Genomic DNA, 22,742 nt, shown 5'->3' on the forward strand with positions numbered 1-22,742 from the left:
GGCGACAATATGAAACAAAAAGTGGTTAGCATTGGCGACATCAACGTAGCGAACGATCTGCCGTTCGTACTCTTTGGCGGCATGAACGTGCTGGAGTCGCGTGACCTGGCGATGCGCATCTGTGAGCACTACGTCACCGTGACCCAGAAACTCGGCATTCCTTACGTTTTCAAAGCGTCTTTTGATAAAGCCAACCGCTCCTCCATTCACTCCTACCGCGGCCCTGGCCTCGAAGAAGGGATGAAAATCTTCCAGGAGCTGAAGCAGACCTTTGAAGTGAAAATCATCACCGACGTGCACACCGCCGAGCAGGCTCAGCCGGTTGCGGATGTGGTGGACGTTATCCAACTGCCGGCCTTCCTGGCGCGTCAGACCGATCTCGTTGAAGCGATGGCGAAAACCGGCGCGGTTATCAACGTGAAAAAACCGCAGTTCATCAGCCCGGGGCAGATCGGCAACATCGTCGATAAATTCAAAGAGGGCGGCAACGAGCAGGTTATCCTGTGCGATCGCGGCACCAACTTTGGTTACGACAATCTCGTGGTCGACATGCTGGGCTTTGGCGTGATGAAGAAAGTCTCTGGCAACGCGCCGGTCATTTTTGACGTGACCCACGCGCTGCAGTGCCGCGACCCGTTCGGCGCCGCGTCCAGCGGTCGTCGCGCCCAGGTCACCGAGCTTGCCCGCGCGGGTATGGCGACCGGCCTTGCAGGGCTGTTTATCGAAGCGCACCCGGACCCGGAAAACGCGAAATGCGATGGCCCGTCCGCGCTGCCGCTGGCGAAGCTCGAAGCGTTCCTCACGCAGATCAAAGCGATCGACGATCTGGTGAAAAGCTTCCCGGAACTCGATACCGAGCATTAATCGACCCGGCCGTAAAAAGAAAAACCCCGCGATGCGGGGTTTTTTATTGGGCACGCGGCGTGCCGCTCAGTTGTTATTACGATAACAAGGCGGGTGCGCAGGCTTACCCGCCCTACATTGCTGCTTGCCTGTTTTTGTAGGGTGGGTAAGCGCAGCGCACCCACCGTCGGAAGCAGAGACCCTTTGTAGGGTGGGTAAGCGAAGCGCATCCACCGCCCCAATGCACCAATTAAGTTGACGTAGGGTGGGTAAGCAATGCGCACCCACCGTCCCAGTGCAGCGCACCCACCGAAACCTACGCAAAAATCGTCATCAGATAGGCCGCGAACAGCGCCAGATGTGCGCTGCCGTTCAGCACATTCGTGCGCCCGGTCGAAAACGAAATCTGACATAGCATCAACGCCGCGAGCATCACCACCATCTCCGGCGCGCCAAGCGCAAACTGCAAATCGTTGCCGGTCAGAATCGCGATAATCGTCACGGTCGGCACGGTCAGCGAAATGGTCGCCAGCACCGAGCCGAAAAAGAGATTCATCGCGCGCTGCACCTGATTATTCAGCACCGCTTTCAGCGCGCCCAGGCCTTCCGGCGAGAGGATCAGCAGCGCCACCAGGAACCCCGTGAACGATACCGGCGCGTTAAGATGACTCAAGAGCGCTTCAAGCGGGTTCGCGTTCATCTTGGTCACCGCGATCACCGCAACCAGATGTACAACCAGCCATACCGCGTGCCAGAGGCTGCTGTGCGCCGACGGTTTGCCGTGGTGCGGGTCGTCGTCGTCGCTCTCGTCTTCATGCTCGTAAACAAAGAGGCTCTGGTGCGTTTTGGTCTGGATCAGCAAAAACACGCCGTACATCGCGGCGGAAATCATCGCCACCAAAAGCGACTGGCCGGTAGAAAAGTTGCCGCCCGGCAACGCCATCGGAAAAACCAACACAATCACCGCCAGCGGGAAAAGGGCGATCAGGTACTGTTTAATCCCGAAGAGATTCACATATTGCGTGGCGAACTTGCGCCCGCCGAGCAGCAGCGCCACGCCCACCAGGCCGCCGCTGACAATCATAATGATCGAGTAAAGCGTATCGCGCATCAGCGTCGGCGCGGCATCGCCTGTCGCCATGAGTGCGGAGATCAGGCTCACTTCGAGGATAACGACGGAAAGGCTCAGAATCAGCGATCCGTACGGCTCGCCGAGGCGATGCGCCAGCACATCCGCGTGGCGCACCACGCTAAACGCGCTGCTAAGGATAGCGACGAGCGCCAGCGCGTTGATGCCAACAATCACTGGCAGCGACTGGCTGGAACCCCAGAACGCCAGCACCGCCAGCGCTAATACCGGGAAAATGAGAGAAGACTCCTTATGGCGGGTCTTCACCGCCTCATGGCTTGTTTTGGTCACGTTAATTCTCCAGAGAAGCAGGTGATAATCATTATAGTGAGGAGTAAGGCTGACCGTAAAACTACCAAAAAATGCGCGGTTATGAGGGTTTATTTACGCTTTTTTACGGCTACACGCTAACTTTGCATTAAGTGAGGCAAAAAACGCATTTTCATTGAGAATCCATTTATCAAACAGGGCATTGTGAGCGTCTGAATTTACGCTTCGTTTACGGCTGGCGCGGAAGCTGTTCGTGTTCCACACTTATCTTTTTGTCAGATAAAGGAGCGTAGCGATGCCTTACTCTTCAAGAACCGATTTGCCCGATAATGTCCGCAACGTGCTTCCGGCGCATGCGCAGGATATCTATAAAGAGGCGTTTAACAGCGCCTGGGATCAATATAAAGACGAAGATGACCGCCGCGGCGACGCCAGCCGCGAGGAGACCGCGCATCGCGTCGCGTGGGCTGCCGTTAAACATGAGTATGAAAAAGGCGATGACGATAAATGGCATAAGAAAAAATAATGCTTTGTTAATCGCCTGATTCCTCTCCATCTTTGCCTTTATCTCCGCGCCCTGCGCGGGGACAGATAAGTTTTTTGTCGGTTGAAAACGCCGCTGCGGTCTTGTCAGCGGCGCGTTAATCCCCTATCGTCACCCCGTAATTGCTTTCTGATTGAGCGATAAAAAGATTCTGAAAGCGCTTAAAATCGCAGGGAAGCAGCCGTGGTGGAGGTAGAAGGTGTTAACACGTGATTTCTTAATGACAGCAGACTGTAAGACGGCTTTCGGAGCCATTGAGGAATCGTTACTGTGGACGCCAGAGCAGCGGGCGGCGTCACTGACCGCCACGCTCGCCTGTCGTCCTGAAAACGAACCGGTCTGGATTTTTGGTTACGGATCCCTGATGTGGAACCCGGCAATGGTCTTTGAAGAGCGCTGCGCTGCGACGCTTAACGGCTGGCACCGCGCGTTTTGCCTGCGGCTCACCGCCGGGCGCGGCAGCGCCTGCAAGCCCGGGCGCATGCTGGCGCTGAAAGAGGGCGGCGCCACGACCGGCGTGGCGTATCGTCTGCCGGAGGCGGAACTTGAAACCGAACTGACGCTCCTGTGGAAGCGCGAGATGATCACCGGCTGTTATCTGCCAGGCTGGTGCAAGCTCACGCTTGACGACGGCCGCACCGTCCATGCGCTGGTGTTTATCATGGATCCGAGCCACCCGCTGTATGAAGCCGACACCCGTCCTGCGACCATCGCGCCGCTGATCGCCCGTGCGAGCGGCCCGCTCGGCACCAATGCCCAATATCTCTTCTCGCTGGAGCAGGAGCTGAAAAAGCTCGGCATGTGTGAAGCATCACTTGATGAGCTGGCGTCTGAAGTGCGCGCGTGTCAGGCGCAAGATGATGACGAGAGTGGCGATCTGCAACCGCATTTCGCCTGAAAAACCCCGGCGGGCGCCGGGGGAGAATGGTCAGGCCGGAACGTAGCTGATGGAGTGTTCCAGCGTCTGGCTGTGACTGTCGATAAGCACATCCCAGACCCCGCTGTAAGGCACGCTGATGTACGCGCTGTTGCGGTTCTGGACGCTCAAAATATCTGCGCCCGCGCGCTTAGCGCGTTCACCCGCGTTCATTAAATGGATATGGCAATTCGCTGAACAGCGCACCACCACCGTGTCTCCGCCAAACAACTTCAGGCTTGCTTTTACCCGCGCCATCTTTAACCCCTCTGTCAATGATAAATCCTTCAGGACAGCCTTTCGAACGTGAGGCTGTTCACAAAACCTGTCGGAAATAACACCAAAGGGGGAGGCCGCGAACGCTGATTTTGATCAAAAAATGCGGCCGCAGCTCGATATTCATCACATTGTTCGTTAAAGCGGCGGGCAGGCGCGCGAAAAATGTCTGAATGCGCGCCTGCGCCTGATTAAATGCGGAAATGTCCGGCGGTCTGGGCGAGTTCTCCGGCCTGGCCCTGCAACGCGCCCGCGGCAGCGGCCGACTGCACCACCAGCTCGGCGTTCTGCTGCACCATCTGATCGAGCTGCAACACCGCGTGGTTAATCTCCTGAATGCCTTTCATCTGCTCGCTGGTAGCGACGGTGATTTCACGCATAATGCCGGAAACGTTGCCGATGCTGCTGACAATCTCCTCCATCGACTCACCTGCGAGGCGTACATAGCGCGAGCCAGTCGCGACGCTCTGCGTCGTTGAGTCGATAAGCGATTTAATCTCTTTCGCCGCCTGGGCGCTGCGGCTAGCGAGGTTACGCACTTCGCCCGCCACCACCGCGAAGCCGCGGCCCTGTTCACCGGCGCGCGCCGCCTCCACCGAGGCGTTCAGCGCCAGAATGTTGGTCTGGAACGCGATACCGTCGATAACGCTGGTGATATCGCCGATTTTCGCCGAGGCGCTTTCAATCAGCTGCATGGTGGAGATGGCTTTGGAGACCACTTCACCGCCGCGCGAGGCGGCATCCGTCGCGCTCTGCGCCTGGCTGTTAGCCTGCGCCGCCGCGTCGGTGGAGTTGGCGACCGACGCAGTTATTTGTTCTACCGCGCTTGCCGTTTCACGCAGGCTGGAGGCGGCCTGTTCGGTGCGCCCGGAGAGATCCTGGTTCCCGGCCGCGATTTCATTCGCCGCCACTTTCACCGAGGCGCTGGCGTCGCGCAACTGGCCCATTACGCCTGCGAGCTTATCGCAGAAGGCGTTAAACGCATGGGCGATTTGCGCCACTTCGTCACGGCCATCTTCCGGCAGGCGCTGAGAAAGATCGTTGGTGCCGCTGCTGATAGCCACCAGCGCGTCGCGGATCATCAGCAGGCGTTTTAACAGTCGGGTGACCAGGAAATGCATCAGCGCGCCGGTAATCAGCAGCAGCACCAGTACCGAAATGGCCGACGTGCTGAGCAGGGCGCGCATGCCTGACGTCGCGTCGCTTTCATCAAGCGCGACCACCAGATACCACTGGGTGCCCGGCACGCGCGTGGCCAGTAGTTCTTTTTGCGCGCCGCCGATATCGCCTTCCAGCGCCGTATCGCTCGCTTTCAGTTCGCTGAACGCGACGCCTGATACCGCTTTATCAAAGGGTTTTGACGTCAGCGCCGGGTCTTTCGCGGCAATCAGCGTCCCGTCGTCGTTTACCAGCAGCCCGCTGCTGTTTTCCGTCGGGTGAATGCTGCGTACGTTGGCAATCACGCTCTCCATAGAGAGATCGCCCGCGACCACCGCCGCAATGACGCCGTTTTGCTTCACCGGCACCGCGAACGTCACCACCAGCTTGCCGGTGCCGGCGTCCACGTAAGGCGCGGTCACGACCGGCGCGTCGGCTTTCACCGCCTGCTGATACCAGGGGCGGATCGTCGGATCGTAATCCGCCGGTACGCCTTCCGGGTTGGAGAATTTGGCGGTTTTGGTGGCGTAACCGGCGTAGACGTTCATAAAGCCGCCCGCTTTGGCCATCTGCGTAAAGACCGGCACCGGATCGGCACCCAGCGCGACGGTATCCAGCGACTGGATCATGGCGGTCTTGCTGTTCACCCAGTCGCCAATGGCGAGATTGTGGCTGGCGCTGGTGCTGCGCAGCGTATTCAGGCTCGCCTGCTGATTATCCAGCCGGGTGACCTGGTAGTTCATGATGGTATTGAGTAACAGCGCGGCGACCAGGCAGCCTGCGGTGGCTGCGATGATGCGCGCGCGAATGGACGTTAACATAGGCGTATACCCTGCTGTGTGTTGTGTGAGCGTTATGTTTGGGACGAGCGTGTTGTAATAGGTTTTAAGTAAAATATCGGCACACAGGGCGGGGACTTGATGGGCAGCGCAGGTGAATAAGTAAATATTATTACACCTGCGTGATTATCAGAAGGTCAGGACTTTGTCAGCCTCGAGCGTCCACCCGGCAAGCTCTACCAGCGTGCCAATCTCCACGCCGTCAATCAGCGGCAGCGCGCTCACGCCGCGCCCGTCGGCGCAGGTTTTGCACAGCTTCACCGGGACGTTCTGGGCGGTCAGGATCTCCAGCATCTGCTGCACGTTATAGCCTTCAGCGGGTTTCTGGCCGCGCAGCCCAGCGGTGACGGCATCCGACATCAAAAAGAGCTTCAACTCAGGGGACTGCGGCTGGTCGCGCAGGGCGATGGCAAGACGCAGGCTGTTAAACAGCGATTCGCTGCCGTAAGCCGCGCCGTTGGCGATAATCACGATTTTTTGCATCCGGAACTCCTTTGCCATACCGGCATAGTTATTGCTTAGTTCCTGTAAAGGCGATAACAGGAGAATGAGCGATGGCAACACCCGCGACATCTTTGCAGGACGCGCAGGCATGGTTTCGTTTCGCCCGGGAGAGAAAACGCAGCCAGCTTGAGGCGTGGGCGGGCGTCGGCGACTGGGCAAGCCAGATAAGCCATCTGGTGCATATGCTACAGCGCGAGCGCGGCGCGTCCAACATCTGGCTCTGTTCCGGCGGGCAGCTATTCGCGCGCGAGCGCGCCTTTTGCGTGACGGAGACGGACCAGCGCGCGGCGCAATTTCGCGCGGCGCCTGTGCCGCTTGCCGCCGCGGGCAGCCTGCTTTCCTGGCACATGGCCTGCGCGCTCTGGCAGCTTGAGCAGTTGCCGGCGTTGCGCGCGCGCATCCTCGCCCGGGAAATTGAACCCGGCGAAGCGATGGAGAGTTTTAATCTGGCGATCCGACATCTGCTGGATCTGGTGCCGGAGGCGAGTGAAAGCGTGGATGAAGCCTCGCTCGCCCGCGCGCTGACGGCGCTCTACAGTTTTATGCAGGGTAAAGAGCTGGCGGGCCAGGAGCGCGCCACCGGGGCTATCGGTTTTACGCAAGGCGCGTTCAGCGAGCCGCTGCGCCAGCGGCTGGCGGATCGTATCGACGGCCAGCAGCGCTGTTTCGAGACGTTTTTATCGCTTGCCAGCGCGGATATTCGCGAGCGTTTCTACCGTCACGGCGAAGCCACGCGCGAGCTTGAGCGGTTGCGGCGTCTCGCCTGTACGCGGCTGCCAGCCGATGATGACAACCGCGCGCGGGCGGTGCGCTGGTTTGGGCTGCAAACCACGCGGCTCGACGCGCTGCGCGATATCGAGGAGGCGTTGATCGCCGCATTGCTGGCGGAGGCCCGCAGGCTTCTGGCGCAGGAGACGCACAGCGAAACACCGGAGGCGGCCCTGGCGCGTCGCGCGAGCCTGCGAGACGAGCCGCAGACGCCAGCGCTTGAGCGCCATCTTTTGCCGCTGGTGCGCCAGCAGGCCCGCGAGGTGGAATCGCTTACGCGCCAGCTCGCCTCGCTGCAGGCGAACCTTGAAGAGCGCAAGCTTATCGATCGCGCCAAAAGTTTGTTGATGAGTCATCAGCAGCTCAGCGAAGAGCAGGCGTGGCACCAGTTGCGCAAGCTCGCAATGGATCAGAATAAACGGATGGTGGAGATTGCCGAAGCGATGCTGGCGGTGGCCCAGCTCTGGCCCGTAACCCCAAAGGAGTAGCTGCACAGCGAGCGGGCATTTGATGCATGGAAATGGGGCAGAGTGGGGGAATAGCGCGGCGCGTTTCTTCGGATGTCACTGGCGGGTGCGCTGCGCTTACCCGCCCTACAATATCGGTCCTCATGTTTTACGTAGGGTGGGTAAGCGCAGCGCACCCACCGCCCCTCCCGATACCCAGGAAAAGAAGGCTTGAGGAGAGGGTTTTGCTCCGGCTAAAAAATCGGCCTCGCCGTTTCGTCGCAGCTCCGTAGGGTGGATAAGCGTAGCGCACCCACCATCAGGATTACACTTTTTCCTTCAGGCTGAGGGATATATATACACGACCGGTGAACATGTTCCGTTCGCCATAATCTCACCTTTATATGAGCGCTCCCCTCACGCGAACGTGCAAAGGGGGCTCGCCGCCGCCCCCTTTGCAATCCCGGCTCCCGGCGGAAAATCGCCCCGTTGGGGCGATTTTTTTTAGCCGGAGCAAAACCACCGGATTTGACCATATCTCCTTTGTAGGGCGGGTAAGCGCAGCGCACCCGCCACGGTACCCACTCTAAAACCTGGCACACCCCTTGCTTAATAAATCCTGACAACCATTTCCCGGCAGCTCGCCAACGGCGGCGGGCAGACCGGAAAGGATAAAGGCGTCCTGCAATGTCTTCGGGCATTGGCGGACGCCTTTTTTATTTTCAGGAGCAGCCATGAGCGATTCATCCTTTTCTCTTTCCCGCCGCCGCTTATTGCAGGCCGGAGCCGCGCTTAGCGGCGCGATGTTGTTACCGGGGCTGATGGGCAGCGTCTGGGCCGCGGGATCTGACAAACCCGAGCTCAACACCGTACGCGTCGGTTTTATTCCGCTCACCGACTGCGCGCCGGTGGTGATGGCCGCGCTGAAAGGCTTCGATAAAAAATATGGCATCCGCATTCAGCCCAGCAAAGAGGCGAGCTGGGCGGCGGTGCGCGACAAACTGGTCTCCGGCGAGCTCGACGCCGCCCATGCGCTCTACGGGCTCATCTACGGGCTGGAACTCGGCATCGCCGGTAAAGCACAGCCGATGGCGACCCTGATGACGCTCAACCAGAACGGCCAGGCGATTACGCTCAGCGCCGATCTCCTGGAGAAAGGCATCACCACGCCCGACGCGCTGCAAAAGCTGATTGCCGCAAGCGAGCCTGGCGCTTACACCTTCGCCCACACCTTTCCGACCGGCACCCACGCCATGTGGCTCTACTACTGGCTGGCGGCGGCGGGCATCCATCCTTTTAACGATGTACGCACCGTCGTGGTGCCGCCGCCGCAAATGGTGATGAACATGCGCATCGGCAACATGGTCGGCTTCTGCGTCGGCGAGCCGTGGAACGCCCGCGCCATCAACGACCGCATCGGTTTTACCGCCGCCACGTCGCAGTCCATCTTCCCGGATCACCCGGAAAAAGTGCTTGGCACCCGCCGCCTGTGGGTGGACCAGCACCCGCACACCGCCCGTGCGCTCACCGCCGCCGTGCTGGAGGCCGCCCGCTGGATAGACGCCTCGGACGATAACCGCCGAGAAACCGCGCAGGTGCTGGCGAAACGCGCGTATCTCAACACCAAAGTGCAATACCTCACGCCGCGCATGCTCGGCGAGTACGACGACGGCGCAGGAAAGCGCTGGAAAGATGACCATGCCATGCGCTTCTTCCGCGACGGCGAAGTGAGCTACCCGTGGCACTCAGACGGCATGTGGTTCTTAACGCAGTTCCGCCGCTGGGGGGTATTGAAAACCGATCCGGACTACGCGGCTATCGCCGCCCGCATCAACCGCACCGACATCTATCAACAGGCCGCAGCGGCGGTGGGCGGCGTCGCGCTGCCCGCGTCAACGTGGCGGACGAGCCGTCTGATGGACGGCAGCGTATGGGACGGGCGCGATCCCGCCGCGTATGCCGCCAGTTTTGCCATGAAACGTTAAGGGGAAACCATGAAAGAGCGTAAACAGACCGTGAGCGCGGTGCCTGAACAGCCCGCCGGTGAAGTGATAGTGATGCCCCGCGTGGCGGTGCGTAAACGCCGCACGCCGCTCGCGGCCACGGTAAACGCGCTGCTGGCCCGCGTGGTGCCGGCCATTCTTGGCCTGGCGCTGTTGGTCATTGCCTGGCAAATCGCGGCCGTCAGCAGTAAAGGCTTTCCGACGCCGCTCAGCACGCTCGACTCGGCGCTGACGCTGTTCGCCGACCCGTTCTACAACGAAGGGCCGAACGATCAGGGCATCGGCTGGAATGTGCTGGCCTCGCTCAGCCGAGTGGCTGTGGGCTTCGGGCTGGCGGCGCTGGTGGGGATCCCGCTGGGTTTTCTGATTGGTCGTTTTACCTTTCTCGGGCGCATGTTTAATCCGCTCATCGCGCTCCTGCGCCCGGTCAGCCCGCTTGCCTGGCTGCCTATCGGCCTGCTGCTGTTTCAGAAGGCCGAGCCCGCCTCCAGCTGGACCATTTTCATCTGCTCTATCTGGCCGATGGTCATCAACACCGCCGAAGGGGTGAAGCGCATCCCGGAGGACTACCTCAACGTGGCGCGGGTATTACAGCTCTCCGAATGGACCGTCATGCGCCGCATTCTCTTTCCGGCGGTGCTGCCCGCGGTGCTTACCGGCGTGCGGCTCTCCATCGGCATCGCCTGGCTGGTGATCGTCGCCGCCGAAATGCTCACCGGCGGCCTCGGCATCGGCTTCTGGATCTGGAACGAGTGGAACAACCTCAACGTGGAAAACATTCTCATCGCCATCGTCATTATCGGCGTGGTGGGGCTGTTGCTGGAGCAGGGGCTGATGCTTATCGCCCGCCGCTTTAGCTGGCAGGACAAATAAGGAGCGAACATGAAACCGATCATTCAGGTACAGAACGTCAGTCAGCGCTTCAACACCGCCAGCGGCGAGTTCCTGGCGCTGCAAAATGTCAGTTTCGACATCAACGCGGGCGAAACCGTGAGTCTTATCGGCCACTCCGGCTGCGGCAAATCGACGCTGCTCAATCTTATCGCGGGCATCACGCTGCCGAGCGAGGGCGGGCTGCTGTGCGATAACCGCGAAATCGCCGGGCCTGGCCCGGAGCGCGCCGTGGTGTTTCAGAACCACTCGCTGCTGCCCTGGCTCACCTGCTTTGACAATGTGGCGCTGGCGGTGGATCAGGTGTTTCGCAAAACCATGGATAAAGCGCAGCGCCGGGAGTGGATTATTCACAACCTGGAGCGGGTGCAGATGGGACACGCGCTCAACAAACGCCCCGGCGAGATCTCCGGCGGCATGAAGCAGCGCGTCGGCATTGCCCGCGCGCTGGCGATGAAACCGAAAGTGCTGCTGATGGACGAACCGTTCGGCGCGCTCGATGCGCTGACCCGCGCGCATTTACAGGATGCCGTGATGCACATCCAGCAGGAGCTTAACACCACCATTGTGCTGATTACGCATGACGTGGACGAGGCGGTGCTGCTCTCCGACCGCGTGCTGATGATGACCAACGGCCCGGCGGCGACGGTGGGCGAGACGCTGGAGGTGAATCTGCCGCGCCCGCGCAACCGGGTGCAGCTCGCCGACGACAGCCGCTATCACCAGATGCGTCAGCAGATCCTGCATTTCCTCTACGAAAAGCAGCCGAAAGCGGCGTAAGGAGCGGCGATGGCGCAACGACTGGTGATTATCGGCAACGGCATGGCGGCGGTGCGTCTGGTGGAGCAACTGCTGGCGCGCGCGCCGGAGCGCTTCGCCATCACGCTTATCGGCGATGAACCGTTGCTCCCTTATAACCGCATTCTGCTCTCGCCGGTGCTGGGGGGCGAAAAGCCTGCCGCGCAGACGCAGCTGCACGAGGCGTCATGGTATTCACGTTACGGTGTCACGTTATTAACTGGTGAGCGGGCGCTGGCGGTGGATCTAACCGCGCGCACCGTCACCACCGCGGCGCGCACGCTGTCCTGGGATGAACTGGTGTTCGCCACCGGCTCGACGCCGTTTATTCCGCCTATTGAGGGCAGCAAGCTGCCGCACGTACGCGCCTTTCGCACGCTGGCGGATGTCGGGGCGCTTCTCGCGACGCCCGGCCCCGCCGTGGTGCTGGGCGGCGGCCTGCTTGGGGTGGAAGCGGCCGCGGCGCTTGCCCGACAGGGCGCGGCGATGACGCTGGTGCATCGTCACCCGTGGCTGATGGAGCAGCAACTGGATGCGCAGGCGGGCGAGTGGCTCGCCGAAAGCCTGCGCGCGCGCCACATTCGCGTGGTGACCGGCAGCGGCATCACGCGTATTACGCCAGATGACGTCACGCTCGCCTGCGGCGAAACCGTCGCGGCGCAGCGGGTAGTGATCGCCACCGGCGTGCGTCCGGCCATTACGCTGGCGCAGTCCGCCGGGCTCGCTTGTCAGCGCGGCATTGTGGTGGATGGCACGCTGCACGCCTCGCACCCGGCGGTAAGCGCCATCGGCGAGTGCTGCGAAATCAACGCGCAGACGTGGGGGCTGGTGGCGCCCTGTCTGCAACAGGCGGACGTGCTGGCGGCGAGGCTCTGCGGCGAGACGGCGCGCTTTGGTTATGAGGAAAAAGGCACGCGGCTCAAAGTCACCGGTATCGCGGTTTTCAGCGCGGGCGCGGTGACGCCCGGCCCGCAGGCGCAGACGCTGATAAGCCTCGACCCAATAGCCCGCCATTATCGCCGCCTGATTATTGAGGGCGGCAGGCTCACCGGCGTGCTGCTGTATGGCGATACCGACAGCGCCGGCGCGCTGATGAATCACTTCGGGCAGCCGCTGCGCGCCAGCGCCGGGCTGCTGTTTGATGAAACCGATGAAACGCAGCCCGCGGCTGCAGGATATGACACGATGACAAAACAAACTCTGGTGGTCGTGGGCCACGGCATGGTTGGGCACCATTTTCTGGAGCAGTGCGTCAGCGCCGGGCTGCATGAGCGCTTTCATATCATCGTCTTTGGCGAAGAGCACCACGCGGCCTACGATCGCGTGCATCTCTCGGAATATTTCGCGGGGCGCAGCGCGCAGTCGCTCTCGATGGTGCAGGGCGATTTCTTCGCGCAGACGGGCATTGAACTACGCACCGGCTGTCAGATTGTGGCGCTGGATCGCGCGCGGCAGATCGTGCGCGACGCGCAGGGCCACGAGACGCATTTCGACCAACTGGTGCTCGCCACCGGCTCCTGGCCGTTTGTCCCGCCCGTACCGGGTCGCGACCTGCCGGGCTGTTTCGTCTACCGCACGCTTGACGATCTTGATGCCATCCGCGAGCGCGCGCAGCACGCCACGCGCGGCGTGGTGGTGGGCGGCGGCCTGCTGGGGCTTGAGGCGGCGAATGCCCTTAAACAACTGGGGCTGAAAACGCATGTCGTGGAGTTTGCGCCGGGGCTGATGGCGGTGCAGCTTGATGCGCCAGGCGCTGCGATGCTGCGCGAGAAAATCGAGGCGCTGGACGTCAGCGTGCATACCAGCAAATCCACCACCGCGATTGTGGAAGAAAATGGCGGCCTGACGATGCAGTTTGCCGATGGCGACAGCCTGCATACCGATCTGATTGTCTTTTCGGCGGGCATTCGCCCGCAGGACAGTCTTGCGAAGTCGGCGGGGCTCATGATTGGCGAGCGCGGCGGCATTGTGATTGACGACCAGTGCCGCACCAGCGACGCGCCTATTTTCGCCATCGGCGAATGCGCGCTGTGGGAGAACAAAATTTTCGGGCTGGTGGCGCCCGGTTATCAGATGGCGCGGGTCGTCGCGGCGACGCTTGCGGGCGAGACGGCGGCATTCCGCGGCGCGGACATGAGCACCAAACTGAAGCTGCTTGGCGTCGAGGTCGCGTCGTTTGGCGACGCGCACGGACGCACGCCGGGTAGCCAGAGCTATCAGTGGACCCACGGGCCGAAGCAGATCTACAAGAAAATCGTCGTTTCGGCAGACGGCAAAACGCTGCTCGGCGGCGTGCTGGTGGGCGACAGCAGCGAATACGCCACGCTGCTACAGATGATGCTCAACGGCATGGCGCTCCCCGCCGAGCCGGAGACGCTGATCCTGCCCGCCAGCAGCGGCGCGCCTGCGAAAGGGCTCGGTGTGGCGGCGCTGCCGGAAAGCGCGCAGATCTGTTCGTGCCACAACGTCAGCAAGGCGGATATTTGCGCGGCGGTGTCGGGGGGCGCAGGCGATATGGGCGCGGTGAAAAGCTGCACCAGAGCGGCGACCGGCTGCGGCGGCTGTAGCGCGCTGGTTAAACAGGTGATGGAATATCAGCTTGAGCAGCAGGGCGTAACGGTCAAAAAAGATATCTGCGAACACTTTGCGTATTCGCGCCAGGAGATTTATCACCTCGTGCGCGTTAATCATATCCGCACGTTTGACCAGCTTATCAGCCGCTACGGCCAGGGCCACGGCTGCGAAATCTGTAAACCGCTGGTCGGCTCGGTGCTGGCGTCGTGCTGGAATGAATACCTGCTGAAACCGGCGCATCTGCCGCTCCAGGACACCAACGATCGCTACTTCGCCAATATCCAGAAAGACGGCACCTACTCGATCGTCCCGCGGATGGCGGCGGGCGAAGTGACGCCGGACGGGCTTATCGCCATCGGCCAGATAGCCAAACGCTATCAGCTCTACAGTAAAATCACCGGCGGCCAGCGCATCGATCTCTTCGGAGCGCGGCTTGAACAACTGCCTGCTATCTGGGCCGAACTGGTGGCGGCGGGCTTTGAGACCGGCCACGCCTACGGGAAATCGCTGCGTACCGTGAAATCGTGCGTCGGCTCCACCTGGTGCCGCTACGGCGTGCAGGATTCGACGGGGCTCGCGGTAACGCTTGAGAACCGCTACAAGGGGCTGCGCGCGCCGCACAAAATTAAAATGGCGGTCTCCGGCTGCACGCGCGAATGCGCCGAGGCGCAGGGTAAGGATGTCGGCGTGATCGCCACCGACAAAGGCTGGAATCTCTACGTCTGCGGCAACGGCGGCATGAAGCCGCGCCACGCGGATCTCTTCGCAAGCGATCTCGACCGGGAGACGCTGCTGCGCACCATCGACCGCTTTCTGATGTTTTACATCCGCACTGCCGACCGCCTGCAACGTACCAGCACCTGGATGGATAACCTGGAAGGCGGCATTGAGTATCTGCGCGAGGTCATTCTTGAGGATTCGCTCGGGATTGGCGAGGAGCTGGAGCGCGAAATGGCGCAGGTGGTCGAAAGCTACCAGTGCGAATGGCAGACCACGCTGGCAAGCCCCGACCGGCTGGCGCTGTTCCGCTCGTATGTCAACAGCGATAAACCGGATGAAGCCGTGCAGCGCCGCGAGCTCAGAGGCCAGCCGCAGCCGGTGGAGGTCGTGCAGCCGGTGACGCCGCGCGCGCCGGAGCGCCCGTGGCAGGCGGTATGTGAGCTGAAAGACATTCCACCGCAGGCGGGCATCGGCGCGCGGCTTGGCGACATGCAGATTGCGCTGTTCCGCTTCGGCGATCGCGTTTACGCGCTCGATAACCTGGAGCCGGGCAGCGACGCCAATGTGTTGTCGCGCGGGCTGCTGGGAGATGTCGGCGGCGAACCGGTGGTGATTTCACCGCTCTACAAGCAGCGCATCCGGCTGCGCGACGGGCGGCTCGCGGAAGGGCTCGCCGAGGCGGTGCGCGCCTGGCCGGTGAAAGTGGAGGGCGGCAAGGTGTGGGTAGCTGGTCAGGCGCTGCTGTTACAGGCGCAGGCGTCATGAACGGCGTTAACACCACCTGCCCCTATTGCGGGGTGGGCTGCGGCGTGGTGGCGCAGCGCGACGAGAGCGGCGCGGTGAGCGTGCGCGGTGATGAAAACCATCCGGCGAACTTCGGGCGGCTGTGCGTCAAAGGCGCGGCGCTTGGCGAGACGACCGGCCATGACGGGCGTCTGCTCTACCCGGAAATCAACGGCGAACGGACGAACTGGGAGACAGCGCTCGACGCGGCGGCCTCGCGGCTTGGCGCAATTATCGATACACACGGCCCGCAGGCGGTGGCGTTTTACGCCTCCGGGCAGTTGCTTACCGAGGATTACTACGCCGCCAACAAGCTCATGAAAGGGTTTATCGGCGCGGCGAACATCGACACCAACTCGCGGCTCTGCATGTCTTCCGCCGTGGTGGGCTATAAGCGGGCCTTCGGCGCTGACGCGGTGCCGTGCAGCTATGCGGATCTGGAGCAGACCGATCTGCTGATTTTTGTTGGATCGAACGCCGCCTGGGCGCATCCGGTGCTGTATCAGCGCATCGCGGCCGCGAAACAGGCGCGCCCGACGATGAAAGTCGTGGTCATCGATCCACGGCGTACCGCGACCTGCGATATTGCCGATCTCCATCTGGCGCTGGCACCCGGCAGCGACGCCGGGCTGTTTGTCGGGCTGCTGAACGCGCTTTCAGAATCGCTCGCGCCTGAGACGTTCGACGGCCAGGCGCAGGCGCTCGCGGCCGCACGGGAATGGAGCGTGGCGCGCGTGGCGCAGTTCTGTGGGCTGCCAGAAGCCGAAGTGGCGCGCTTTTACGACTGGTTTTTGCACGCGCCCACGGCGATGACGCTCTACACCATGGGCATTAATCAGTCCTCCAGCGGCAGCGACAAGTGCAACGCCATCATTAACGTGCATCTGGCGAGCGGACACATCGGGCGGCCCGGCTGCGGGCCGTTTTCGCTGACCGGTCAGCCGAACGCGATGGGCGGTCGTGAAGTGGGCGGGCTGGCTAATCAGCTCGCGTGCCATATGGGTTTTGATCCGGCAGACATCGCCCGTCTCGGGCGGTTCTGGGGCAGCGAGCGCATCGCGCAGACGCCCGGCCTGATGGCCGTGGAACTCTTCGAGGCCATCGGGCGTGGCGAGGTGAAAGCCGTCTGGGTAATGGGCACCAACCCGGCGGTGTCGCTGCCGGACAGCGACGCGGTGCGCCAGGCGCTGGCGCGCTGTGAACTGGTGATGGTCTCCGACATTACCGCGCAGACCGACACGGCCGGTTTTGCGCATATTCGCTTTCCGGCGCTGGGGTGGGGTGAGAAAAACGGCACGGTAACCAATTCAGAGCGGCGGATCTCGCGCCAGAGGCCTTTTCTGTCTGCGCCCGGCGAGGCGCGCCCTGACTGGTGGATAGTCGCGCAGATGGCGCGCCGGCTGGGCTTTGGCGAGGCGTTCGGCTGGCAACATCCGCACGAGATTTTCTGCGAGCACGCGGCGCTGTCGGGGTTTGAGAACGACGGCGCGCGGGCGTTTGATATCAGCGCGCTGGCCACGTTAACCCGTGAGGCGTATGACGCGCTCGCGCCGGTGCAGTGGCCGGTGACGAACAAACAGCCGCAGGGCACGCCGCGCCTGCTGGAAACCGGGACAGGCTGGCGCGGCGGCAGGCTGAATATGGTTGCTGTTTCTCCGGCGCTGCCGCAGGCGCGGCCCGACGCGCGTTACCCGCTGTGGCTTAATACCGGGCGCATCCGCGATCAGTGGCACACCATGACCCGTACCGGCCGCGTGGCGCGGCTGATGCAGCACCAGCCGCTGCCGCTGGTGGCGATGCATCCTGACGATGCGGCGCGCTACGATGTGCGCGAAGGCGATCTGGTGGAGGTGGCATCCACGCAAGGCTTTATGGTGGGCTGGGCGGCGCTTGATGACGCCCTGGCACCCGGCGCGCTGTTCGCCCCGATGCACTGGAACGCGCAGTTCGCAAGCCACGGGCGCGTCAATACGCTGGTGGTGCCGGTCTGCTGCCCGCATTCCGGCCAGCCGGAAAGCAAGCAGACCGCGGTGCGCCTGCAACCGCGCCGCACCGCGTGGCAGGGCGAGCTGTTCTGCCGCGATCCTCTGACGCTTGCACCCGATCTGCTGTGGTGGCGTCAGGCGCTGGACGGCTGTCTGCACTTTACGCTGGCGGGCAATGAATCGTCGCAGCGCTGGCTGCGTGAAATGGCCGCCCGCGAAAGTTGGCAACTGCAGTATGCGCAGGGAGAAGGGTTTTTTCATCTGCTGGCGTGGCGCGATGGCGCACTGATGCTGGCGTTTTACAGCGCGGCGCGTCGTCCGGCCGTTCAGCGCGAGGCGATCGCGGCGGCGTTCGTCGCTCCGCCCGCAGACGCTGCCGCGCGCCATGCGCTGCTGGCGGGCAAAAGTGCACAGTATGCGCCCGCGAAGGGACGCACAATCTGCAGCTGTTTTAGCGTGGGTGAGAACGCCATCCGGGCCGCCATCAGCGCCGGGTGCGACAGCGCCCGGAAGCTTGGCGATGCCCTGCGCTGCGGCACGAACTGCGGCTCGTGTATCCCGGAGCTGAAAGCGCTGCTGGCGCAGACGGCGTCACTGCCCGAAGCGGCCAATCAGACCGGTGGCGGCGAGCGCGTGGCCCTTGAGTTTCGTGAAGAGTTCCTCGCGCGTCAGGCCGGGCGGGAGATCGGCCGGTAGGTCGGTTGCGATAAGCGTGAAGGTGTAATGGTGCGCGCCGCTGCCCGGCGGAGGGCAGGGGCCGTGCCAGACGCGGGTGCCCGGCGTATTTTTCCCGCCGGTAAAGCCTTTGCCTTCCGTCAGCGCATTGGCGGCAAGGCCGGTGGTGGTGGCGGGAATGTTGTAGGCCACCAGGTGCGTCACGCCGAGTCCCTTCGCGCCTTCCGGATCGTGCACCACCAGCGCGAAACTTTTAGTACCCTGGGGCGCATGGCTCCAGATCAGCGCAGGCGACTGATTTTCGCCGGTACAGTTCGGGTTTTGCTTCGCGTTACCGGCGAATTTTTTCTCCATCATGCCGTTATCGGCAAACGACGGGGACTGCAACATAAAGATACCGTCATCGGGCGCGGCGGCGGCGTTAGCAGCGGCAACCGCCAGCAGGCAAGCGAGCAAGGTTTTTTTCATCGGCGTGTCTCACGCAGGGTGGGAATCATAAGCGTAGCGCACCGCGCGTAAACGGGCTGAGGATTATCCTTAAAAGCCGCGCCGGGGCTTGCCGGGAGCGGCAAACGCGATATGGTATACTGTATGAATGTGTACATTTTCCGGCAAAACCGGTCCAGGAGAGAAAACTTCATACGTGATGCGGTGGTTATTCGTTGTCCTTCCCTCAGTGGTTACCGCCGCGCTGTTGCCGGTCCATGCATTGCCGGCCAGCCAGAGCGACGACTACGTGCGCCAGGCGCAAAATCCCTTCGATGAAAATGGCGATAACCTGCCCGATCTCGGCATCGCGCCGGAGAATAACGCGGCGGAGAAACATTTCGCCCGCGTACTGAAAGCCTTCGGTGAAGCGAGCCAGACCGACAGCGAGCTCTCGCCCGGCCAGCAGGCGCGCCACTTCGCGTTTACCCGTCTGCGTGACGCGGTGAGCAGCAGCATTACCAGTGAGGCCGAAAGCCTGCTGTCGCCGTGGGGCAACGCCACGGTGGATCTGCTGGTGGATGAAGAGGGCAATTTCAACGGCAGCAGCGGATCGCTGTTTACGCCCTGGCAGGACAATAATCGCTATCTCACCTGGAGCCAGGTTGGGGTCAGCCAGCAAAATCAGGGGCTGGTGGGCAATGCGGGCATCGGCCAGCGCTGGGCGGCTGGTCGCTGGCTGCTTGGCTATAACACCTTTTACGATCGCCTGTTTGACGACGACACCTCGCGCGCCGGGTTTGGCGCAGAGGCGTGGGGCGACTATCTGCGTCTTTCCGCTAACTATTATCAACCTCTCGGCGGCTGGCAGCATCGCGCTGGCCTGCTGGAGCAGCGCATGGCGCGCGGTTACGACGTCACCGCGCAGGCGTATCTGCCGTTTTATCAGCACATCAATACCAGCGTCAGCTTTGAGCAATATTTCGGCGATCAGGTGGAGCTGTTTGACAGCGGCACCGGTTATCACAACCCGGTCGCGGTGAAAGTGGGGCTGAGCTATACGCCGGTGCCGCTTGTCACCGTGAGCGCGCATCACCGCCAGGGCGAGAGCGGCGTGAGCCAGAATGATTTAGGGCTGAAGCTGAACTACCGTTTTGGCGTGCCGCTCACTAAGCAACTCTCGCCGGATGAAGTGGCGGCCTCGCGTTCGCTGCGCGGCAGCCGCTATGACCGCGTGGAGCGCACGAACGTGCCGGTGATGGAGTTCCGCCAGCGTAAGACGCTGTCGGTGTTCCTCGCGACGCCGCCCTGGGATCTCAGCGCAGGTGAGACGGTGGCGCTGAAGCTGCAGGTGCGCAGCCGCCACGGGATCCGCCAACTCTCCTGGCAGGGCGACACCCAGGCGCTGAGCCTGACGCCGCCGCTCGACAGCGCGAGCGCCGATGGCTGGACGGTGATTATGCCCGCCTGGGATAACACGCCGGGAGCCAGCAACAGCTGGCGGCTGTCGGTGACGGTTGAGGATGAACAGGGCCAGCGCGTAACGTCAAACTGGATAACCCTGAAGCTGTCAGCGCCGGTACAGACGCTGCCGCAGGACGATCCGCGCTACGAATTGCTGGCGCCTGTACCTTAGAAAATGCGTTCCTGATGCACCCAGACCGCCGCTTCGACGCGCGATTTGAGCTTCATCTTTTTCAGCAGATGCTTCACGTGCACTTTGACGGTGCTTTCGGTGATATCGAGCTTGCGGGCGATCATTTTGTTCGGCAGGCCCTGGGCGATGAGCTTGAGAATATCGCGCTCGCGCGGCGTGAGCTGGGAGACATCGCGCCCTGACGTCGCGCGGCTCGCGCGCAGGCTCGCCGCCAGCACCGGTGTTAGCGCTTCGCTTAATACCATCTCGCCTGCCGCCGCCTGTTGCAGCGCCTTGAGCAGATCTTCCGGCTCCATATCTTTCAGCAAGTACCCGTCCGCGCCGCGCTTGAGCGCCGTGACCACATCCTCTTCATGGTTCGAGACGCTGAACACCACTACCCGGCCCGACAACGCTTTTTCGCGCAGTTTATCGAGGGTCTCTAGGCCGTTCATACCGGGCATGTTGAGGTCAAGCAGGATCAGATCCGGGTCGAGCGCTTCGGCCATTTCAATGCCTTGCTCGCCGTTTCCGGCTTCGCCGACCACCGTGATAGCGGGCGCCATGCTGACCAGCTGTTTTACGCCGCTGCGCAGCATCGGGTGGTCGTCTATCAGCAGAATGGTTGCCGGTTCCGGGTTATTCATGAACTTCTCCTTCTGGAATAGCGGGTACGGATGAGAACGGCGCATCGGGGATAAAGGTCACCACCACTTCGGTGCCGCCTTCTGTCCGTCGCCGTACCTGACAGTCGCCGCGCAAACTCTGCGCGCGGTCGCGCATAATAATTAAGCCGTAATGATTGGTGCGCCCGGCGTTGTCCGGCAGGCCGCGGCCATTATCGGCCACGCACAGCCGCACCTGGCCTTCCTGCAGCGTGACGCTGACGTAAATTTCGCTCGCGTCGGCATGCTTAAACGCATTGTTGAGCGCCTCGCGCGCGATCTGCACCAGATGAATCGCCTGATGCGACGGCACCAGCCGCGGCGGAAGCTGATAATCGAGCACCACCGGGAAACCGAGCCGCGCGCTGAACTCCTGACAGCTGGCCACCAGCGCCGCTTTCAGCCCCGGCTCGTTCAGCTGCAAACGGAAGGTTGTCAGTAGCTCGCGCAGCTGCCGCCAGGAGGCGTTAAGTTCATGGCGGATCTGGCCGAGCAGCTCGCGGCTCTCCTGCGGCAGCGCGTCGCCCTGCATTTGCAGGCAGCTTACCTGCATCTTCATGCAGGAGAGCGACTGGGCGATAGAATCGTGCAGCTCGCGCGCGATGGCGGCGCGCTCTTCCATCACCAGCAACTGCTGTTTACGCTCCTGCTGACGCTCGAGCGCCAGCGTCGCGGTGAGCTGTTCCATCAGGGTATCGAGCATCTGCTGCTGATCGCGGCTCAGGTGGCAACCCGCAGGCAGCGTCGCCAGCAGAAGGCCGTACTGGGTATGAAGATCGCCAAGCCGCCATTTCAGCGTGGTGCCGGTTTCGCTCTCTGTGGGCAGGCGACGCGGGCAGAGATGACAGCCGATTTCGTCGCAGTGCTCGTCCGGCTGCCAGACAAATTCCTGATAATGCTCTTCGTCATCCACTTCATACACGCGCAGCGCGATATCGCGCAGCAGCGTGAGATTTTGCAGGCGCGTCAGCACCGGCGCCAGGCGCTCGCACAGCGGCACATCGGAGTGCAGGCGGCGGTTCGCCTCCCACAGAAACGACAGGATCTGGTTTTTCTGCTCAAGCCCGGCGGTTTTCTCCTGTACGCGTTGCTCAAGGCTCGCGTAACTTTCGGCAAGCTCCGCCGACATGCTGTTAAGCGCATGGCCAAGCGTTGCCATCTCATCGCGCCCGGAGACGCAGGCGCGCTGGCTGAAATCGCGATGGCCGACGGCGCGGGCAATCTCAAGCAGCTGACGCCACGGACGCAGCAGACGGCGGCGCAGCCAGAGCAGGGTAAAGAGCAGCAAAAGGCCCATCAGCAGCGCCATACCGCGTTGCAGCATGACTATCTGCGCGATGCGGTGTTCGGTGGAGCTGTCGAACGCGCTGACCAGTGCGTCTATCTGGCCGACAAACTGCGTGACCTGCTCGCTCACTTCCTGCGGCGAGCGGGCGTCGCGCAGCGCGGGCGCCAGTTGCTGACGCCAGTAGCGCTGGATAGCCAGCAGCGCCGCCTGCTGCCCGTCGCGTACCGCCGCCTGTTGCAGCTCATCGCTCCACGCGGTGCGTTCCATCTCGTTAAACATGTCGGTGCGGGTAGTGCCGACCGGTACGGCGGCGAGCAGGCGGTAGCTCTGCATACGCAGTGAACCCGCTTTGTTAATCGCGTGCGCGCTGCCCTGAACGCCCTGCGCCAGCCATCCCGCCAGCGCCATGCCGCCCATGCCGAGACCGGCAAGCAGCAGAACGATGATCGCCAGTTGATTAGCGAGAGTGAGCGGGGAAAAGCGTCGTTTCAGCATGGCGGTGCACGCTCCTTAACATGACGTCGGGACAGACGTGGGTTCTATTCTCAGGTATCCCCCGGAGTATACCCATACCCATTGTGGATTACTCCTTAATTGCCATTCAT

The 22,742-nt window shown here is 62.1% G+C and carries 18 protein-coding genes; 10 read left to right on the forward strand and 8 right to left on the reverse strand.

Annotated elements, in window-relative coordinates:
* Window positions 1–9 precede the first annotated feature (9 nt).
* Window positions 10–864, forward strand: coding sequence for a 3-deoxy-8-phosphooctulonate synthase (gene kdsA / locus AFK66_RS08415; protein ID WP_007775671.1), 855 nt, complete (start codon window positions 10–12; stop codon window positions 862–864).
* A gap of 295 nt (window positions 865–1,159) precedes the next feature.
* Here the strand turns inward: kdsA and chaA are convergent, their stop codons facing one another.
* Entirely contained in the window at window positions 1,160–2,263 is a 1,104-nt protein-coding gene (gene chaA, locus AFK66_RS08420; protein WP_007775660.1) for a sodium-potassium/proton antiporter ChaA, read from the reverse strand.
* Window positions 2,264–2,537: 274 nt separating this feature from the next.
* Here chaA and chaB point away from each other — a divergent pair, with 274 nt between their 5' ends.
* Both chaB and AFK66_RS08430 read left to right on the forward strand, forming a co-directional pair.
* Entirely contained in the window at window positions 2,538–2,768 is a 231-nt protein-coding gene (gene chaB, locus AFK66_RS08425; RefSeq protein ID WP_004388054.1) for a putative cation transport regulator ChaB, read from the forward strand.
* Between the two features lie 217 nt (window positions 2,769–2,985).
* A complete protein-coding gene (locus AFK66_RS08430) occupies window positions 2,986–3,684 on the forward strand; it encodes a gamma-glutamylcyclotransferase (RefSeq protein ID WP_023898572.1) in 699 nt (232 codons plus the stop codon).
* A gap of 30 nt (window positions 3,685–3,714) precedes the next feature.
* On the opposite strand, the gene AFK66_RS08435 is transcribed toward AFK66_RS08430, so the two are convergent.
* From AFK66_RS08435 to AFK66_RS08445, 3 genes are all read right to left on the reverse strand, one after another.
* The gene (locus AFK66_RS08435) at window positions 3,715–3,960 is read right to left on the reverse strand and encodes a DUF1883 domain-containing protein (RefSeq protein ID WP_007762087.1); all 246 of its coding nucleotides are present in this window, start codon (window positions 3,958–3,960) and stop codon (window positions 3,715–3,717) included.
* 209 nt (window positions 3,961–4,169) lie between these two features.
* The gene (locus tag AFK66_RS08440; RefSeq protein WP_007775653.1) at window positions 4,170–5,957 is read right to left on the reverse strand and encodes a methyl-accepting chemotaxis protein; all 1,788 of its coding nucleotides are present in this window, start codon (window positions 5,955–5,957) and stop codon (window positions 4,170–4,172) included.
* Window positions 5,958–6,104: 147 nt separating this feature from the next.
* A complete protein-coding gene (locus tag AFK66_RS08445; protein WP_007775651.1) occupies window positions 6,105–6,458 on the reverse strand; it encodes a DsrE/DsrF/TusD sulfur relay family protein in 354 nt (117 codons plus the stop codon).
* Window positions 6,459–6,529: 71 nt separating this feature from the next.
* Here AFK66_RS08445 and AFK66_RS08450 point away from each other — a divergent pair, with 71 nt between their 5' ends.
* A complete protein-coding gene (locus AFK66_RS08450; protein ID WP_032982944.1) occupies window positions 6,530–7,735 on the forward strand; it encodes a nitrate regulatory protein in 1,206 nt (401 codons plus the stop codon).
* A 544-nt stretch (window positions 7,736–8,279) separates the two neighbouring features.
* On the opposite strand, the gene AFK66_RS22730 is transcribed toward AFK66_RS08450, so the two are convergent.
* Window positions 8,280–8,429 carry a hypothetical protein gene (locus AFK66_RS22730; RefSeq protein WP_007775644.1) on the reverse strand — a complete coding sequence of 50 codons (150 nt, stop codon included), beginning with the start codon at window positions 8,427–8,429 and terminating at the stop codon, window positions 8,280–8,282.
* On the opposite strand from AFK66_RS22730, the gene AFK66_RS08455 reads away from it, so the two are divergent.
* The 5 genes from AFK66_RS08455 to AFK66_RS08475 are packed head-to-tail and all read left to right on the forward strand — an operon-like array spanning window position 8,428 to window position 18,143.
* Window positions 8,428–9,678 (forward strand): CmpA/NrtA family ABC transporter substrate-binding protein, encoded by a 1,251-nt coding sequence (locus AFK66_RS08455; RefSeq protein ID WP_007775642.1) that lies wholly within the window; start codon window positions 8,428–8,430, stop codon window positions 9,676–9,678. The two genes, AFK66_RS22730 and AFK66_RS08455, sit on opposite strands and share 2 nt — an antisense overlap.
* 9 nt (window positions 9,679–9,687) lie before the next feature.
* Window positions 9,688–10,569 carry a nitrate ABC transporter permease gene (ntrB, locus tag AFK66_RS08460; protein ID WP_007775640.1) on the forward strand — a complete coding sequence of 294 codons (882 nt, stop codon included), beginning with the start codon at window positions 9,688–9,690 and terminating at the stop codon, window positions 10,567–10,569.
* Window positions 10,570–10,578: 9 nt separating this feature from the next.
* Window positions 10,579–11,367 (forward strand): ABC transporter ATP-binding protein, encoded by a 789-nt coding sequence (locus tag AFK66_RS08465; RefSeq protein ID WP_007794137.1) that lies wholly within the window; start codon window positions 10,579–10,581, stop codon window positions 11,365–11,367.
* Between the two features lie 9 nt (window positions 11,368–11,376).
* Window positions 11,377–15,444: a nitrite reductase large subunit NirB gene (gene nirB, locus AFK66_RS08470; RefSeq protein WP_075191713.1), complete on the forward strand. Its 4,068-nt coding sequence runs from the start codon at window positions 11,377–11,379 to the stop codon at window positions 15,442–15,444.
* Window positions 15,441–18,143 carry a nitrate reductase gene (locus AFK66_RS08475; RefSeq protein WP_038882443.1) on the forward strand — a complete coding sequence of 901 codons (2,703 nt, stop codon included), beginning with the start codon at window positions 15,441–15,443 and terminating at the stop codon, window positions 18,141–18,143. Before nirB ends, AFK66_RS08475 begins: the two co-directional genes overlap by 4 nt.
* Here AFK66_RS08475 and AFK66_RS08480 read toward each other — a convergent pair.
* The gene (locus tag AFK66_RS08480) at window positions 18,039–18,590 is read right to left on the reverse strand and encodes a YbhB/YbcL family Raf kinase inhibitor-like protein (RefSeq protein ID WP_007775634.1); all 552 of its coding nucleotides are present in this window, start codon (window positions 18,588–18,590) and stop codon (window positions 18,039–18,041) included. The genes AFK66_RS08475 and AFK66_RS08480 overlap by 105 nt on opposite strands.
* A 178-nt stretch (window positions 18,591–18,768) precedes the next feature.
* On the opposite strand from AFK66_RS08480, the gene AFK66_RS08485 reads away from it, so the two are divergent.
* The gene (locus AFK66_RS08485; RefSeq protein ID WP_071603030.1) at window positions 18,769–20,184 is read left to right on the forward strand and encodes a YchO/YchP family invasin; all 1,416 of its coding nucleotides are present in this window, start codon (window positions 18,769–18,771) and stop codon (window positions 20,182–20,184) included.
* Here the strand turns inward: AFK66_RS08485 and narL are convergent.
* Together narL and narX are read right to left on the reverse strand one after the other, a co-directional pair.
* Window positions 20,181–20,831 (reverse strand): two-component system response regulator NarL, encoded by a 651-nt coding sequence (gene narL / locus AFK66_RS08490; RefSeq protein ID WP_007698510.1) that lies wholly within the window; start codon window positions 20,829–20,831, stop codon window positions 20,181–20,183. The two genes, AFK66_RS08485 and narL, sit on opposite strands and share 4 nt — an antisense overlap.
* Entirely contained in the window at window positions 20,824–22,632 is a 1,809-nt protein-coding gene (gene narX, locus AFK66_RS08495; RefSeq protein WP_023898583.1) for a nitrate/nitrite two-component system sensor histidine kinase NarX, read from the reverse strand. The genes narL and narX overlap by 8 nt, the downstream gene beginning before the upstream one ends.
* Window positions 22,633–22,742: the final 110 nt, after the last annotated feature.

This window comes from Cronobacter malonaticus LMG 23826 (genome assembly GCF_001277215.2).
Lineage (GTDB): Bacteria > Pseudomonadota > Gammaproteobacteria > Enterobacterales > Enterobacteriaceae > Cronobacter > Cronobacter malonaticus.

What these genes read in the sequence shown, in the direction of transcription:
- kdsA (WP_007775671.1), top strand. Translation starts at nt 10, where the DNA reads ATGAAACAAAAAGTGGTTAGCATTGGCGACATCAACGTAGCGAACGAT.
- chaB (WP_004388054.1), top strand. Translation starts at nt 2,538, where the DNA reads ATGCCTTACTCTTCAAGAACCGATTTGCCCGATAATGTCCGCAACGTG.
- AFK66_RS08435 (WP_007762087.1), bottom strand. Translation starts at nt 3,960, where the DNA reads ATGGCGCGGGTAAAAGCAAGCCTGAAGTTGTTTGGCGGAGACACGGTG.
- AFK66_RS08440 (WP_007775653.1), bottom strand. Translation starts at nt 5,957, where the DNA reads ATGTTAACGTCCATTCGCGCGCGCATCATCGCAGCCACCGCAGGCTGC.
- AFK66_RS08445 (WP_007775651.1), bottom strand. Translation starts at nt 6,458, where the DNA reads ATGCAAAAAATCGTGATTATCGCCAACGGCGCGGCTTACGGCAGCGAA.
- AFK66_RS08450 (WP_032982944.1), top strand. Translation starts at nt 6,530, where the DNA reads ATGGCAACACCCGCGACATCTTTGCAGGACGCGCAGGCATGGTTTCGT.
- AFK66_RS08455 (WP_007775642.1), top strand. Translation starts at nt 8,428, where the DNA reads ATGAGCGATTCATCCTTTTCTCTTTCCCGCCGCCGCTTATTGCAGGCC.
- AFK66_RS22730 (WP_007775644.1), bottom strand. Translation starts at nt 8,429, where the DNA reads ATGGCTGCTCCTGAAAATAAAAAAGGCGTCCGCCAATGCCCGAAGACA.
- ntrB (WP_007775640.1), top strand. Translation starts at nt 9,688, where the DNA reads ATGAAAGAGCGTAAACAGACCGTGAGCGCGGTGCCTGAACAGCCCGCC.
- AFK66_RS08465 (WP_007794137.1), top strand. Translation starts at nt 10,579, where the DNA reads ATGAAACCGATCATTCAGGTACAGAACGTCAGTCAGCGCTTCAACACC.
- nirB (WP_075191713.1), top strand. Translation starts at nt 11,377, where the DNA reads ATGGCGCAACGACTGGTGATTATCGGCAACGGCATGGCGGCGGTGCGT.
- AFK66_RS08475 (WP_038882443.1), top strand. Translation starts at nt 15,441, where the DNA reads ATGAACGGCGTTAACACCACCTGCCCCTATTGCGGGGTGGGCTGCGGC.
- AFK66_RS08480 (WP_007775634.1), bottom strand. Translation starts at nt 18,590, where the DNA reads ATGAAAAAAACCTTGCTCGCTTGCCTGCTGGCGGTTGCCGCTGCTAAC.
- AFK66_RS08485 (WP_071603030.1), top strand. Translation starts at nt 18,769, where the DNA reads ATGCGGTGGTTATTCGTTGTCCTTCCCTCAGTGGTTACCGCCGCGCTG.
- narL (WP_007698510.1), bottom strand. Translation starts at nt 20,831, where the DNA reads ATGAATAACCCGGAACCGGCAACCATTCTGCTGATAGACGACCACCCG.
- narX (WP_023898583.1), bottom strand. Translation starts at nt 22,632, where the DNA reads ATGCTGAAACGACGCTTTTCCCCGCTCACTCTCGCTAATCAACTGGCG.